Source organism: Micromonospora sp. NPDC005257 (assembly GCF_042872445.1).
Classification (GTDB): Bacteria; Actinomycetota; Actinomycetes; order Mycobacteriales; family Micromonosporaceae; genus Micromonospora.
The window spans coordinates 111258-125890 of record NZ_JBIAKL010000002.1 but is presented as its reverse complement, the minus strand read 5'-3'; the positions used below and the strand labels follow the sequence as shown (position 1 = coordinate 125890).

The window sequence follows — 14633 nt, the reverse complement described above, 5'->3', positions numbered from 1 at the left end:
CGGCTCACGGGATGAAGCAGTCCACGCCGTACCGGCCCGAGTGACTGACGACCACCTGGCCGTCGATGGTGATCTGGCAGGTCACGTTGCCCGAGCCGATCGAGGTGGCGACGAGCCGCACCTGGTCGCGGTTGTTGGTGGTGAACTTCAGCCGCCAGGGCATGGCCACGTTGTCGGGCTGGAGGAACTTGGCGTCGGCGTCGTGGAACAGCACCACCGCCTCACGGGCCGTGCCGGTGACCTCGTACAGCACTGTGAACCGGCCGGGACCGCCGGACGGTGTGGTCGCCGGCGTCGAGAACCGACGCTCCGGCGTGACGGCCCGCTCGCTGGACCGCACCGGCGTCGGGGCGTCGTAGCTCCCGCCCGGGGCTGTCCCGCCGTTGATGGGGCTGTTGATGTAGAACATCCAGATGCGGCCGACGGCGAGGATCGCCAGGACGGTGACGATGCCGAACGCCCAGCTACCGCCGCTGCGGCGGGTCGGCGGGGCGGGATGCGCGTACAGCGGCGGGAGGGAGCCGGGCACCCGGCCCGGCCGCGCCGACGAGCCGGGTACGCCCGAGGCGCCGGGCCGGAACGGCCAACCGGGTGCGCCCCGGACAACTGACGACTGCGGATTGCCGGAGCCCGCCGGGACGGCCGGACGCGACGGCTCGGCCGGTTTCGCCGGTTCCACCGCTTCCACCGGGGCGGCCGGTTTCGCTGCTTCGGCTGGCTTCGCCGGTTCCACCGGTCTGGCTGGTTTCGCCGGTTCGGCCGGTTTAGCTGGTTCGGCGGGGTCGGCGGGTTCGGCCACCGCGCCGCCCGGGGAGGTGGCGGGGTCGGTTCCGGGCGGGCTCTCCGGGCCCGGCTCCGGCCAGGGGGCCGGAGCCGGGGACGGCGACCAGGGCTCGGGCGGAGCCCAGGGTTGCGGAGCGGCCAGCGGGTCCGGCGGCGTCCACATGGAGGGCTGCGGGGCGGTCGGGTCGACCGGCCCGGCGGCCGGCTCGGGGGTGGGGGTCGTCTCGGACATCGGCTCAGCTCACAGGGGTAAGGCGCGGACGACTGCGGGACGGTGGGCCCGGGGGACGGGCACCCGGCCTCAATGTAGGCGGCGCGGGCCACGGTGCGGTCCCGGCCGACGGTCCGCGTGCCGCGTCCCGGACCGGTCCGGGAGGGTCCGAACGACCCGTATGGTGGCCTTGTCCGGCAATGGTCGTCCCGGCGTCCGGTTCGCTCAAATTCAGTGTTCGTTAACCCGCCTTCCGAGCACGCGCGATGAGCGAAACTCGGTTAGGCTGCGGACCATGTGTGGAATCGTGGGTTACGCCGGCGCCCGCCCGGCGCTCGGCATCGTGCTCGACGGACTGCGGCGGCTCGAATACCGCGGCTACGACTCGGCCGGTGTCGCCGTGGTCTGCGAGGACGAGCTGCTGATCGAGAAGAAGGCCGGCAAGCTCGCGAACCTGGAGAAGGTCCTCTCCGAGCGGGCGGCGGACAACCCCGAGGACTGCGCCGCCAGCCCGATCGGCATCGGCGACGGCACCACCGGCATCGGCCACACCCGCTGGGCCACGCACGGCGGCCCGACCGACCGCAACGCCCACCCGCACCTCTCCCCGGACGGCCGGGTCGCGGTGATCCACAACGGCATCATCGAGAACTTCGCGAAGCTCCGCGCCGAGCTGGAGGACGAGGGTGTCGAGTTCGCCAGCGACACCGACACCGAATGCGCCGCGCACCTGATCGCCCGCGCGCTGGCCGACCTGCGCGCGGTCGGTGAGACCGACAGCCCGCAGCTCCTCACCGCCGCCATGCGCGTGGTCTGCGGGCGCCTGGAGGGCGCGTTCACGCTGCTCGCCGTCGACGCCGGCATCCCCGGCGCGGTGGTCGGCGCCCGGCGCAACTCGCCGCTGGTGGTCGGCCGGGGCGACGGCGAGAACTACCTGGCCAGCGACGTCGCCGCGTTCATCGAGCACACCCGGGACGCGGTCGAGCTGGGGCAGGACCAGATCGTCCTGATCACGCCGGACAGCATCGACATCACCGACTTCGCCGGTCAGCCGGCGAGCGGCACGGACTTCCACATCGACTGGGACTCGTCAGCCGCCGAGAAGGGCGGCTACGACTGGTTCATGCTCAAGGAGATCGAGGAGCAGCCGCAGGCCATCGCCGACACGCTGCTGGGCCGGCTCACCGAGACCGGCGAGATCGCCCTCGACGAGGTCCGCCTCAGCGAGCAGGACCTGCGCGACGTCGACAAGATCTTCATCGTCGCCTGCGGCACCTCCTACCATGCCGGCCTGGTCGCCAAGTACGCCATCGAGCACTGGACCCGCATCCCCTGCGAGGTGGAGCTGGCCAGCGAGTTTCGCTACCGCGACCCGGTGCTGGACCGGTCCACGCTGATCGTGGTGATCTCGCAGTCCGGCGAGACGATGGACACGCTGATGGCGCTGCGCCACGCCAAGGAGCAGAAGGCCCGCGTGCTGGCGATCTGCAACACCAACGGCTCGACCATCCCGCGCGAGTCCGACGCGGTGCTCTACACCCACGGCGGGCCGGAGATCGCTGTCGCCTCCACCAAGGCGTTCCTCACCCAGGTCGTCGCCTGCTACCTGATCGGCCTGCACCTGGCCCAGGTGCGCGGCATCAAGTTCGCCGACGAGGTGGGCGCTGTGGTGGCCCAGCTCCAGGAGATGCCGGGCAAGCTGCGGGAGCTGCTGGACCGCATCGAGCCGGTCCGCGAGCTGGGCCGCGAGCTGAAGTCCGAGCCGACGGTGTTGTTCATCGGCCGGCACGTGGGCTACCCGGTGGCGCTGGAGGGCGCGCTGAAGCTGAAGGAGTTGGCGTACATGCACGCCGAGGGCTTCGCCGCCGGCGAGCTGAAGCACGGCCCGATCTCGCTGATCGACAAGGGCACCCCGGTGATCTGCATCGTGCCCTCCCCGGTCGGCCGGGGCATGCTGCACGACAAGGTCGTCTCCAACATCCAGGAGGTACGCGCCCGCGGCGCCCGCACCATCGTGATCGCCGAGGAGGGCGACCAGGCCGTGGTCCGCTACGCCGACCACCTGATCTACGTGCCGCGTACGCCGACGCTGCTGGCGCCGCTGGTGACCACCGTGCCGCTACAGGTGCTGGCCGCCGAGATCGCCGCCGCCCGCGGGCACGACGTCGACCAGCCCCGGAACCTGGCCAAGTCGGTCACCGTCGAGTAGCCCGGTCTCGTCCACGGTCCCTCCGCCCCTTCACCGGGCGGAGGGACCGCGCCGTTGCCGGCCTGCCTCGCGGGCGGTCGCCGGAAGGCTGCGGGCGGCTGCCGGAGGGGGCGCCGGTCACCGGCCCAGCACGATCCGGGCCATGCCGTCCAGCGCCGGGTTGTCCGGATCCCAGTAGCCGGTGTGGCCGTGCGGGGCGCTCGGGAAGCGCCGGCCGCCGAAGCCCGGCGCGCTCGGGTCGGCGCCGAACCAGAGGCGCTCGCCGTGCCCGTCCAGCGCGGCGAGCGCCGGACCGAGCGGCGTACCCGCCAGGAGCGCGCGGCGGGCCAGCTCGTCCGGCGGGCGCGCCAGCCGGATCACGTCGTCCGGCGCGGTCGACGACCAGACCTGGCCGGCGGGCATCCGCAGGTCGGCGGCGTGGTCCACGCCGACTCCCGGGGAGCCCACGAAGACCAGGGCGTCAGCGCTCAACCCGTGGTCGCGGGCGGCGGCGCCGACCACGAGCGAGCCGTAGCTGTGCCCGAGAACCGTCTGCCGGGCCGGCGGGCCCTCGTGCGCGGCCCGCAACCCCTCCTGGAACCGGTGCAGCGCCGGACCGGCCTCCTCGGCCTGCCGGGTGCCGGCCGCGTCGGTGAGGAAGTCCGGCGCGTCGTAGTCCAGCCAGAGCACCGCCGCCACCTCGTCGCCCGGCCCGAGCGCCGCGCACCGCCGCAGCACCCGGGCCGCCCGGCCCAGCTCGGCCGGGGCGTCGGCGAGATCCGAGGTCATGCCCGGGACGTAGGTGAGCACCGAGGCGGCGCGGTCCGGGTTCCCGAGCGCCACCACCGCGCGGCCGTCGCCGGCCGGGTCCAGCCCCAGCAGGTACGCCCGGGGCGTCCCGCCCGACGCCAGCCGCTCGCCGAGCCCGTCCAGCCCGCGTAACGCCGCCTCGACACCGGCCAGCCGGACCCGCCGGGACGCCTCCAACGGGCCGGCCGGAAGCGGGCGCAGCAGCGCGAGCCGCCGGACGCGCAGCTGCTCCCGCCGCTGGCCGAGCAGCAGCCGGTTGGCCTGGTCCCGCGCGGCGGCCGGCAACCCGTCGAGGCGGCCGATTCGATCCGGTTCCCGCCCCACCAGCCAGCGCCGCTCGGCCGCGCTCAGCGCCGCCCACCAGCGGCTCACCTCGGCCGGCCCGGCACCGGGGCCCGGCCGCCACGCGGACGGGACGCTGACCCAGCCGGTCACCGCCGCGGTGGTCAGTTCCGCCAGCCGGACGGCCGCCTCCCGGTCGGCGGCCCCGGCGAGCGTGAGCGCGCCCCGGATCCCGGCCCGCGCGTCGACCACCGCCGGCCCGGCCCGCGCCACCGGCCGGGCCGGATCGGGCCGGACCGCTCCGGTGCGGTCCACGAGCAGGCCACCGGACTCGGCGCGGGCCACCTCGGCGCCGAGCCGGGCCTTCGCCGCGCCCAGGCGCGCGCCGAACTCGGCGAGCACCTGGTCGACCTCGAACAACGCCGGCAGCACGTCGGTGAGCTCGGTGCGCAGGTCCCCGATCCGCCGTTGTGCCGCCGTCGAGGCCGTACCCGACCACCCGGGGCGGAGCGTGCCGATCCGGGTGGCCAGCGCGTCGGCGCGCCGCCGTACCGGCCCGGCGAGTCCCCGCCATGCCGTCGCGGCGGTGAGCCAGGAGGCCGGGTCGGCCCGCCAGAGCTGCGCGTAACCGGCCGGCACGTCGGCGGCGCCGCCGTTCACCGGAGCACCCCGGCGAGCCGACGGGCGGCGCGCTCGTCCGCCGCCTCGTAGCCGTCCGCCCCGCGACGCAACGCCTCGGCGGTGTCGGCCACCCGGGTGCCGAGCGCGCCGGACCAGCGCCGCACCGCCGCCTCCAGGTCGGCCAGCGCCGTCCCGGAGCGCCAGCCGTCCGGCGCCGCCACCAGCAACGACTCCGGCGCCGCACCCGGCCCGCTGGCCAGTCGGTACGCGTCGTCGGCCAGCTCGCGCGCCACCGTGCGCAGCAGCCCCGGGTCGACGTCGAACGGTTTCTCCACCACGTGCCCTCCCTCGCCCGGCACCACCGGCCGGCCCCGGACACCGGGAGGCTAGGCGGCACTGGACAGCGTCCGCCGACCCCTGTGGACAACGTTCCGGGTTATCCACAGGGGCGCTCCGTCAGCCGGTCCGGGCCGCGTACCGCCGGTAGGCTGAGGCCGTGATCGGGGGAGCCGCGGGCGGAAGCTGAGCCGGCGCGACGAACGGGGTGGGGTGGCATGAGACGGGTGTGGCGGGTCGCCGACGTTCGCGCGGCGGAAGCGGGCCTGATGGCCACCCTCCCGCCCGGCACGCTGATGCAGCGGGCCGCGGCCGGGCTGGCCCGCCGCTGCGCGTTGTCGCTCGGCGACCGGGGTGGCGTCTACGGAGCCCGGGTGCTGCTGCTCGTCGGGTCCGGCGACAACGGCGGTGACGCCCTCTACGCGGGCGCGCACCTGGCCCGCCGGGGCGCGGCGGTGACCGCGCTGCTCCTCACGCCGGGCCGGGCGCACGCCGAGGGCCTGACCGCCCTGCGCGCCGCCGGGGGGCGGGTGGCCGACCGGCCACCCGCGGTGGTCGACCTGGTGCTCGACGGCATCGTGGGCATCGGCGGCACCGGCGGGCTGCGGGAGACGGCAGAGCAGCTGGCCGCGAGCCTGACCGGGCAGCGTGGGCGCGACGGCACGCCCGCCACGGTGGTCGCTGTCGACGTGCCGAGCGGCGTCGCCGTCGACACTGGCCACGTCCCGCTCACCGACTCGGGGCGGCCCCGCGCGGTGCGCGCCGACGTGACCGTCGCCTTCGGCGCGCTCAAGCCGGCCCTGGTCGTCGGTCCGGCCGCCGAGCTGGCCGGAGAGGTCGAGCTGGTCGACATCGGGCTGACGCCCTGGCTGCGTGGCACTCCGGCGCTCCAGGTGATCGAGCGGACGGACGTGGCCGACTGGTGGCCGGCGCTCGGCGCGTCCTCGGAGAAGTACTCCCGGGGCGTCGTCGGCGTGGCCACCGGCTCGGCCACCTACCCGGGCGCGGCGGTGCTCTCGGTCGCCGGTGCGCTCGCCGGTCCCACCGGCCTGGTCCGCTACGCCGGGAGCGCCAAGGGCGAGGTGCTGCACCAGCACCCGTCGGTGATCGCCACCGGCCGGGTCGCCGATGCCGGCCGGGTGCAGGCGTGGGTCTGCGGCTCCGGGCTCGGCACCGGCGAGGAGTCCGCGGCCGAACTGCGCGCGGTGCTGGCCGCGCCGGTGCCGGTGGTGCTCGACGCGGACGCCCTGACGCTGCTGGTGGACGGCAAGCTGGCCGACCGGCTGCGCGGCCGGGACGCGCCGATAGTGGTGACGCCGCACGACCGGGAGTTCGCCCGGCTCTGCGGCGAGATGCCGGGGGAGGACCGGGTCGCCGCCGCGCTGCGGCTGGCCGCCTGGATGAACGCGGTGGTGCTGCTCAAGGGGGACCGCACGGTCATCGGCACGCCCGACGGCCGCGCGTACGTGAATCCGACCGGCACCCCGGCACTGGCCACCGGAGGCACCGGTGACGTGCTGGCCGGGCTGCTCGGCTCGCTGCTCGCCGCCGGGCTGGCGCCGGAGCGGGCCGCCGCCGCGGCGGCGTACCTGCACGGGCTGGCCGGCCGGGAGGCGGCGCGCGGCGGTCCGGTGACCGCGCCCGACGTGGCCGCCGCGTTGCGTCCGGTACTGGCCCGGCTGGGCTGATCCGGGCGGCGACGTCAGGTAGCGAGGGCGCCGCCCATCCGGCTCGCCGCTCTGATGATCATTGACGGAAGTAGGCTGAGGACATGTGGCAGTCGGAGGTGCGCGTCGACCTGGACGCGATCCGGGAGAACGTGACCCGGCTCAAGGCCGGCACCAGCGCCGAGCTGATGGCGGTGGTCAAGGGTGACGGGTACGGCCACGGCATGGTGCCGGCCGCCCGCGCGGCGCTCGACGCGGGCGCGGACCAACTGGGCGTCTGCACGCTCGACGAGGCGCTGCGCCTGCGCGAGGCGGGCATCACCGCGCCGGTGCTGGCCTGGCTGCTCGACCCCGGTCTGCCGCTGCACGACGTGATCACCGTCGGGGTCGACCTCGGCTGCGCCAGCCTCGCCCAGCTCGACGAGATGGTCGAGGCGAGCCGCCGGGCGGGCCGCGCGGCCCGGCTGCATCTCAAGATCGACACCGGGTTGGCCCGGGGCGGCGCCACCGTCGCGGACTGGCCGACGCTGCTGGAGGCCGCCGCGAAGGCCCAGGCCGAAGGCCTGGTCGAGGTGGTCGGCGTGTGGAGCCACTTCGTGTACGCGGACTCGCCCGGCCACCCCACCACCAGCCGCCAGCTCGCCGTCTTCCAGGAAGGGCTGGAGATGGTGGCCCGCGCCGGTCTGCGTCCGCGCTATCGGCACCTGGCCAACTCGGCCGCCACGCTCACCCGGCCGGACACCCATTTCGACCTGGTCCGCCCCGGCATCGCCGTCTACGGCCTGTCGCCGGTCGCGGGCGAGCAGTTCGGTCTGCGTCCCGCCATGACCGCCCGCGCCCGGGTGATGCTCACCAAACGCGTAGCGGCCGGCACCGGTGTCTCCTACGGGCACACCTACCTCACCGAGCAGGAGACCAACCTCGCTGTGGTGCCGCTCGGCTATGCCGACGGGGTGCCCCGGCACGCCTCCAACACCGGCCCGGTGCAGCTCGCCGGCAAGCGCCGGACCATCTCCGGCCGGGTCTGCATGGACCAGTTCGTGGTCGACTGCGGCGACGACGAGGTGGCCGCGGGCGACGTGGCGACGCTGTTCGGCAGCGGCGCGGACGGCGAGCCCACCGCCGACGACTGGGCCGAGGCGGTCGGCACGATCAACTACGAGATCGTGACCCGCTTCGGTGGCGTGCGGGTGCCCCGGGTCTACGACGGCGAGCGCGCGTGAACGTCCGGTTGCCGCGTCCGCGTACCGCCGCCGGGAAGGTGGCCGGCCTGGTCGGCGTGGCCGCCGCCGGGCTCGCCGCGGGCGTGGTCGGCGAGCGGGTGCTGGTCCGCCGGCTCAAGAACGACCCGGCCGACCGGTACGCCGGCGAGGTCTTCGGCGAGCAGCGCCACGACGAGGCGTACCGGCTGGAGATGCCGGACGGCACCGACATCCACGTGGAGGTGGTCGAGCCGACCCGACCGGTCGCCGGGCACCCGACGGTGGTGCTGGTGCACGGGTTCTGCCTGGACATGGGCACGTTCCACTTCCAGCGCAAGCGGCTCGCCGAGCGCGGCGACTACCGGGTGGTCGCGTACGACCAGCCGGGGCACGGCCGCTCCGGCCGGCTGGAGAGCGGGGAGTACGACCTGACCGCGCTGGGTCGCACGCTGCGCCGGGTGCTCGACGAGGTGGCCCCGGACGGCCCGCTGGTGCTGGTCGGGCATTCGATGGGCGGCATGACGATCATGGCGCTGGCCGAGCTGTACCCGGAGCTGTTCGGTGACCGCGTGGTCGGCACCGTGCTGATGGCCACCTCGGGCGGCCTGGCGGCGGAGGCCAAGCTGGTGGCGCCCGCGCTGCTCGGGCGCGTCGGCTCGCCGGTGCTCTACATGATGAGTAACGCCACCCGGTACGGCGGCACGGTGATCGATCGGGCCCGCCGGTCGACGGCGAACGTGGCCTGGCTGCTCACCCGCAAGTACGGCTTCGGCACCTCGAAGCCGAGCCCGGCCCTGGTGTCGTACGTCGAGATGATGAACTCGCGCACCTCGGCCGACACCGTCACCCGCTACCTGCGCACGATCGTCACCCACTCCCGGTTCCCCGCGCTGGCCGCGCTGGCCGGCGCGCCGGTGCTGGTGATCGTGGGGGACAAGGACATGATCACGCCGGTGACGCACTCCGAGGAGCTCGTCCGCCGGCTGCCGCACGCCGAGTTCGTGAAGATCCACGACAGCGGGCACGTGGTGATGTTGGAGCACGCAGACGAGGTGAACACGGCGCTGGAGAGGTTCCTGGATTCGCTATGACGGTGATCGTGGAGCTGAAGACAGTCGACGACACCCACGAGTTCGGGCGGCGGCTGGCCGGTGTGCTGCGCGCCGGCGACCTGTTGCTGCTCAGCGGGCCGCTCGGGGCCGGCAAGACCGCGCTGACCCAGGGCATCGGCGCCGGCCTGGGCGTACGCGGGGACATCACCTCGCCCACCTTCGTCATCGCCCGGGTGCACCGGCCCGACCCGGCGCGGGGCGGCCGGGTGACGCTCGTGCACGCCGACGCGTACCGCCTGGGCGAGGCCGCCGACCCGCGGGCGGAGATCGACGACCTCGACCTGGACGCCTCGGTGGACGAGGCGGTCACCGTGGTGGAGTGGGGCGAGGGGATGGTCGAGCAGTTGACCGACGCGCACCTGCGGGTCCGCATCGACCGGCGGGACGACGACACCCGGGCGGTCACGCTGGAGCCGGTCGGCGGCGACTGGGCCGCCCGGGTCGCCGAACTGTCCTAGGGCTGGAGTGGCATCGTCCAGCAGTTGGAGTAGGCAGTGCGACCGGCGAGCCGGTCGGTCAGCCAGGCCACCGCGTCACCCTGGTCGGTGATGAGCGGCGCCAGGTGATTGGTGAGGAGCTTGTCCCCGAGGTTGGGCAGGCTGACGGCCTGGTAGGTCACGTTGGCGCCCTTGCGGCACCAGTCGACAGCCAGTTGGCGGGCCTGCCGGTGCGGCACGATGTCGTCCTGGACGCCGGTGGCCACGCGTACCGGGCCGGCCGGCTTGAGCGTGCCGATGCGCTGCCGGTCGAGCACGGCGCTCGCCTCGGGGGAGGCGGCGATGACGGCGGTGAGGGACCGGCCGCCGGTGATCCATCTGCTGCTCCTGGTGAACGCGTACCGCAGGATCGCGTCACCGACGCACATGGTCGAGGTGTCCGTGAGCGCCGCCCGGCCGGCGTCGTTGACGTTCGCCTCGATGACGTCCCGCACCGCCGGGTCGGACTGGGCGAATCCGTTGAGCGACCAGCCCAGCGCTCCCGCCAGCGCGCTGCCGTCGATGCCGCCGAGGACGGCGGTCAGGTCGGCCGGCGGCGCACCGACGTAGGTGCCGGCCAGCGGCACGTCGGGTGCGTACGTGGGCTGGAGTTCGGCTGCCGCGGCGCTGGCGCCGCCGCCCTGGCTGTAGCCGTACAGGCCGACCCGGGACTGGGCGGTGACCGACGCGCCCGGCACGGCGCGGGCGGCGCGGGCCGCGTCGAGCAGGGCCCGCCCCTCGTCGAGCCGGTTGACGTAGGTGTGCAGCCGGTCGGTCGCGCCCAGACCGACGTAGTCGGTGACCACGACGGCGGCGCCGGTGGCGAGTAGGCGGTAGACGGCCAGCGCCTCGTAGCCGACGGACAGGGTGTCGCCGGTGAGCGTGAGCGGGTGTTGCAGGGCGAACGAGGGCGCGCACTGGTCGCCCTGCCCCATGGTGCCGGAGGCGAGGGCCACCAGCGGACGCGGCCCGGTGCCCCGCCACTGCGCCCACGGTTCGATGTAGGCGCCGGTCACGCCGACGGCCTGGCCGTTGGAGTCGGTGGACCGGTACATCAGCCGGGTGGCCGTGCCGGGCATCGGGCGGCCGTCGAGCCCGGGGATGCTCAGGCCGAGCGGCAGCGGCTCGGTGCGGATCAGCGTGCCGTTGGCGGCGGGCAGGTCGGCGGGCGGTTGGTAGAAGGCGGGGATCGTCACGCCTCGGGAGACCACCGGCGTGGTTCCGGCTACGGCTGCGGTTGCGCCGGATCCGGCCAGGTAGGTGGCTGCCGCCGCGGCGACGGCCAGCATCCGGAGGCCGATCGCGCGGCGGGGGGAGAGGGCAGCGGAGGGCGTGCGGGGACGGGTGTTTCTCCTGCTCACGGGCACTCCTAGCGAGCATCGATGGTGGTGGATGCAAGCTAGCAGTGGTGGTGTGGCGCAAGTAACTTGCCAGTAGGTTACGCTCCGGTAACTTTTCCCGCCAGTGCCCGGACCGCCGCCGCCCGGGAGTGTCGGTCGAGGCTGGTATGAAGAGGGCGACCGACTAGGAGAGGTTGCCGATGCCCGACGCCCCCACCCTGGACCTGCCGGCCCTGCTGCCGGAGGACTGGCGTGCTGTGCTCACCCCCCACCTCGATCCGGCCCGCACCGCGGCGCTGGCCGAGTTCGTCGCCCGGGAATACGCGACAGCCACTGTCTTCCCGCCGCTGGAGGACCTGTTCTCCGCCTACCGGCTGTGCGGGCCGGGCGACACCCGGGTGCTGATCCTCGGGCAGGACCCGTACCACAAGGCGGGCCAGGCGCACGGGCTGAGCTTCAGCGTGCGCGAGGGGGTGGCCGTCCCGCCGTCGCTGCGCAACGTCTTCAAGGAACTGGGCGAGGACCTGGGCGTGCCGAAGCCGCGCAGCGGCAACCTCGACGGCTGGGCCGCGCAGGGCGTCCTGCTGCTCAACTCGGTGCTGACCGTCCGGCAGGCCACGCCCGGCTCGCACGCCAACAAGGGCTGGGAGGAGTTCACCGACGCCACCATCCGGGCGCTCGACGGGCTCGACCAGCGCGTGGTCTTCCTGCTCTGGGGCGGCTACGCCCGCAAGAAGGCGGCGTTGGTGACCAACCCGCGGCACGTCGTGCTGGAGGCCGGGCACCCGAGCCCGATGAACCCGCGCGGCTTCCTCGGCAGCCGCCCGTTCAGCGCGGCCAACAAGGCGCTGGCCGACGCGGGGCTGCCCACCGTCGACTGGGAGCGTTCAGCCGGCTGACCCGTCCGGCGCCTCGCCGCCGCCACCGGTGAGGCGCCGGCGGTGCTCGCCCAGCGGCTCGACCTCGATCCGTGGTTGCCGTCCGAGCGCGGCGAACAGGCGTTCCGCGGTGGTCAGGCTCGGCAGCCGGTCCCCGCGTTCGATCCGGACGCTACGTCCAGCCAGAGCGACCGGGACGGCCAGCGTACTGTGACCGGGCGAGCGGCGAGGGCGTGCCGGAGGCGGGCGGAGCGGACGGCTAGGCTGGCTTACCGTGCTCGTACTCGTGGTGGACTCCTCGACGCCCGCGGTGACCGCGGCGCTGGCCGAGGTCTCGGCGGACGGCGTCGCGCTCCGCGCGTCCCGGTGCACGGTCGACGCCCGCGCCCACGGCGAGCTGCTCGCGCCGCAGGTCGACGCCGTGCTGGCGGACGTCGGCGCCCGGCCCGCCGACCTGGCCGCGATCGTCGCCGGCCTCGGTCCCGGCCCGTTCACCGGGCTGCGGGTCGGGCTGGTCACCGCCGCCACGATGGGTCAGGTGCTCGGCGTGCCCACGTACGGCGTCTGCTCGCTGGACGGGCTCGGCCACCCGGCGGCCGCCGGCGAGCCGGTGCTGGCCGCGAGCGACGCGCGGCGCCGGGAGATCTACTGGGCCGTCTACGACGGCGCCGGCCGGCGCGTGGCCGGGCCGGAGGTGGCGGCCCCGGCGGTGGTCGCGGACCGGGCGCGCGACCTGGCGGTCACCGTCGCGGTCGGCGACGGCGCGCACCGGTACGCCGACGTGCTGGGGCTGCCGGTACGCGACGAGCCGCGCTATCCGGACCCGCTGGCGCTGGTCCGTCTCGCCGGGCCACGGATCCGCGCGGGCGCGCCCGGTGAGACGCTCACCCCGCTCTACCTGCGCCGTCCGGACGCGGTCGCGGCCACCGGCCACAAGCCGGTACTGCCGTGAGGCTGGGCCGGTTCCGCTGGTGGCACATCGACGAGGTGCTGCCCATCGAGGCGGACCTGTTCGGCGCCGAGCAGTGGTCGGCGGGGATGTTCTGGAACGAGCTGGCCAACGGGCACTACTACCTGGTCGCCACCGACGACGACGGCGCCGTGCTCGGCTACGCCGGGCTGGCCGTGGCCCCGCCCGACGAGGCCTGGGTGCAGAACGTCGCGGTCCGCCGGGACGCGCACCGCCGGGGGATCGGCCGGCTGCTGCTGGAGGCGCTGCTCGCCGAGGCGGCCCGGCGCGGCGTCCGCAGCACGCTGCTGGAGGTCGCCGCCGACAACGCGCCCGCGCAACGGCTCTACGCCACCTACGGCTTCGAGCCGATCGGCGTACGGCGCGGCTACTACCAACCGAGCAACACCGACGCGCTGGTCATGCAGCGCAACGAGGACTGACGCGCATGGCTGACGAACCCCTGGTCCTCGGCATCGAGACCTCCTGCGACGAGACCGGCGTGGGCATCGTGCGCGGGCACACGCTGCTCGCCGACGCGCTCGCCTCCAGCGTCGAGGAGCACGCCCGGTTCGGCGGCGTGGTGCCCGAGGTGGCCAGCCGCGCCCACCTGGAGGCCATCGTGCCGACAATGGACCGGGCGTTGCGCGAGGCCGGAGTCACCATCGCCGACATCGACGCGATCGCGGTGACCTCCGGGCCGGGACTGGCCGGCGCGCTGCTCGTCGGGGTCGCCGCCGCCAAGGGGTACGCGGTGGCGGCGGAGAAGCCGGTGTACGGGGTGAACCACCTCGCCGCGCACGTGGCGGTGGACACGCTCGAACACGGCCCGCTGCCCGAGCCCGCGATCGCGCTGCTGGTCTCCGGCGGCCACTCCTCGCTGCTGCGCGTCGACGACCTGGCCCGTGACGTCGTACCGCTCGGCGCCACCATCGACGACGCGGCCGGGGAGGCGTTCGACAAGGTGGCCCGGCTGCTCGGGCTGCCGTTCCCCGGCGGACCGTACATCGACCGCGAGGCGCGCGCCGGTGACCCGGCGGCGATCGCCTTCCCGCGCGGGCTGACCGCGGCGAAGGACCTGGCCCGGCACCGGTACGACTTCTCCTTCTCCGGCCTGAAGACGGCGGTGGCCCGATGGGTGGAGGCGCGGCAGCGGGCCGGTGAGGCGGTGCCCGTCGCCGACGTGGCCGCGTCCTTCCAGGAGGCGGTCTGCGACGTGCTGGTCGGCAAGGCGATCGATGCCTGCCGCAGCAGCGGCATCGACACGCTGGTCATCGGCGGCGGGGTGGCGGCCAACTCCCGGCTGCGGGCGATGGCCGAGCAGCGGGCCGGCAGGCACGGCATCCGGGTGCGTACGCCCCGGCCGAAGCTCTGCACGGACAACGGCGCGATGGTGGCCGCGCTCGGCTCCCACCTGGTCGCGGCGGGTGTCGCGCCGAGCCGGCTGGACCTGCCGGCCGACTCGGCGATGCCGCTGACAGTGGTCAGCGTGTGAGCGGGGAGGGGACCGACATGATCGTCCGGATGTGGGAGGCGAAAGCCGAGTCGTACGGCTTCGCCGACCTGATCACCTGGGTCTGCGACACCGCGCTGCCCGAGTTCGAGCACGACCCGATGCACGTCTCCAGCGAGGTCTTCTCCTCCACCGACCATCGGCTGGTGGTCATCTCCAAGTGGCGGAACAACCCCCGGGAGCTGCCCGAACCGCCGGCCCGGCTGATCGCCCGCCCGCCGCACAGCTGGGACTTCACCCAGGTCGACCGCTGACGCGAGGGTCG

General features: G+C 74.8%; 14 protein-coding genes. 10 read left to right on the top strand and 4 right to left on the bottom strand.

Annotated elements, in window-relative coordinates; genetic code table 11:
• Positions 1-4: 4 nt before the first annotated feature.
• Positions 5-1015, bottom strand: a complete 1011-nt coding sequence (locus tag ACFYO8_RS04045; protein ID WP_355014809.1) for an MmpS family transport accessory protein — start codon at positions 1013-1015, stop codon at positions 5-7.
• Positions 1016-1289: 274 nt separating this feature from the next.
• Between ACFYO8_RS04045 and glmS the strand changes: the two genes are divergently transcribed.
• Complete coding sequence (gene glmS / locus ACFYO8_RS04040) at positions 1290-3203, top strand: glutamine--fructose-6-phosphate transaminase (isomerizing) (protein WP_354870524.1); 1914 nt, start codon at positions 1290-1292, stop codon at positions 3201-3203.
• Positions 3204-3320: 117 nt separating this feature from the next.
• On the opposite strand, the gene ACFYO8_RS04035 is transcribed toward glmS, so the two are convergent.
• Together ACFYO8_RS04035 and ACFYO8_RS04030 are read right to left on the bottom strand one after the other, a co-directional pair.
• Positions 3321-4934, bottom strand: coding sequence for an alpha/beta hydrolase (locus ACFYO8_RS04035; RefSeq protein WP_354870527.1), 1614 nt, complete (start codon positions 4932-4934; stop codon positions 3321-3323).
• The gene (locus ACFYO8_RS04030) at positions 4931-5233 is read right to left on the bottom strand and encodes a type VII secretion target (protein ID WP_354870529.1); all 303 of its coding nucleotides are present in this window, start codon (positions 5231-5233) and stop codon (positions 4931-4933) included. Before ACFYO8_RS04030 ends, ACFYO8_RS04035 begins: the two co-directional genes overlap by 4 nt.
• A gap of 216 nt (positions 5234-5449) precedes the next feature.
• Between ACFYO8_RS04030 and ACFYO8_RS04025 the strand changes: the two genes are divergently transcribed.
• The 4 genes from ACFYO8_RS04025 (at position 5450) to tsaE (ending at position 9670) form a co-directional block, all read left to right on the top strand.
• Positions 5450-6919, top strand: a complete 1470-nt coding sequence (locus ACFYO8_RS04025; protein ID WP_354870532.1) for an NAD(P)H-hydrate dehydratase — start codon at positions 5450-5452, stop codon at positions 6917-6919.
• Positions 6920-7002: 83 nt separating this feature from the next.
• Positions 7003-8121: an alanine racemase gene (alr, locus tag ACFYO8_RS04020; protein ID WP_387256793.1), complete on the top strand. Its 1119-nt coding sequence runs from the start codon at positions 7003-7005 to the stop codon at positions 8119-8121.
• A complete protein-coding gene (locus tag ACFYO8_RS04015) occupies positions 8118-9191 on the top strand; it encodes an alpha/beta hydrolase (RefSeq protein ID WP_354870537.1) in 1074 nt (357 codons plus the stop codon). Before alr ends, ACFYO8_RS04015 begins: the two co-directional genes overlap by 4 nt.
• On the top strand, positions 9188-9670 hold the full coding sequence (gene tsaE / locus ACFYO8_RS04010; protein WP_354870540.1) for a tRNA (adenosine(37)-N6)-threonylcarbamoyltransferase complex ATPase subunit type 1 TsaE: 483 nt from the start codon (positions 9188-9190) through the stop codon (positions 9668-9670). Before ACFYO8_RS04015 ends, tsaE begins: the two co-directional genes overlap by 4 nt.
• On the opposite strand, the gene ACFYO8_RS04005 is transcribed toward tsaE, so the two are convergent.
• Complete coding sequence (locus ACFYO8_RS04005) at positions 9667-11049, bottom strand: lipase family protein (protein WP_355014810.1); 1383 nt, start codon at positions 11047-11049, stop codon at positions 9667-9669. The genes tsaE and ACFYO8_RS04005 overlap by 4 nt on opposite strands.
• A 179-nt stretch (positions 11050-11228) precedes the next feature.
• Between ACFYO8_RS04005 and ung the strand changes: the two genes are divergently transcribed.
• From ung to ACFYO8_RS03980, 5 genes are all read left to right on the top strand, one after another.
• On the top strand, positions 11229-11927 hold the full coding sequence (gene ung / locus ACFYO8_RS04000; protein ID WP_354870545.1) for a uracil-DNA glycosylase: 699 nt from the start codon (positions 11229-11231) through the stop codon (positions 11925-11927).
• A 253-nt stretch (positions 11928-12180) separates the two neighbouring features.
• Positions 12181-12858 (top strand): tRNA (adenosine(37)-N6)-threonylcarbamoyltransferase complex dimerization subunit type 1 TsaB, encoded by a 678-nt coding sequence (tsaB, locus tag ACFYO8_RS03995; RefSeq protein ID WP_355014811.1) that lies wholly within the window; start codon positions 12181-12183, stop codon positions 12856-12858.
• A complete protein-coding gene (rimI, locus tag ACFYO8_RS03990; RefSeq protein ID WP_355014812.1) occupies positions 12855-13298 on the top strand; it encodes a ribosomal protein S18-alanine N-acetyltransferase in 444 nt (147 codons plus the stop codon). Before tsaB ends, rimI begins: the two co-directional genes overlap by 4 nt.
• A 5-nt stretch (positions 13299-13303) precedes the next feature.
• Positions 13304-14350: a tRNA (adenosine(37)-N6)-threonylcarbamoyltransferase complex transferase subunit TsaD gene (tsaD, locus tag ACFYO8_RS03985; protein ID WP_354870554.1), complete on the top strand. Its 1047-nt coding sequence runs from the start codon at positions 13304-13306 to the stop codon at positions 14348-14350.
• 17 nt (positions 14351-14367) lie between these two features.
• Complete coding sequence (locus tag ACFYO8_RS03980) at positions 14368-14622, top strand: hypothetical protein (protein WP_354870557.1); 255 nt, start codon at positions 14368-14370, stop codon at positions 14620-14622.
• Positions 14623-14633 lie beyond the last annotated feature (11 nt).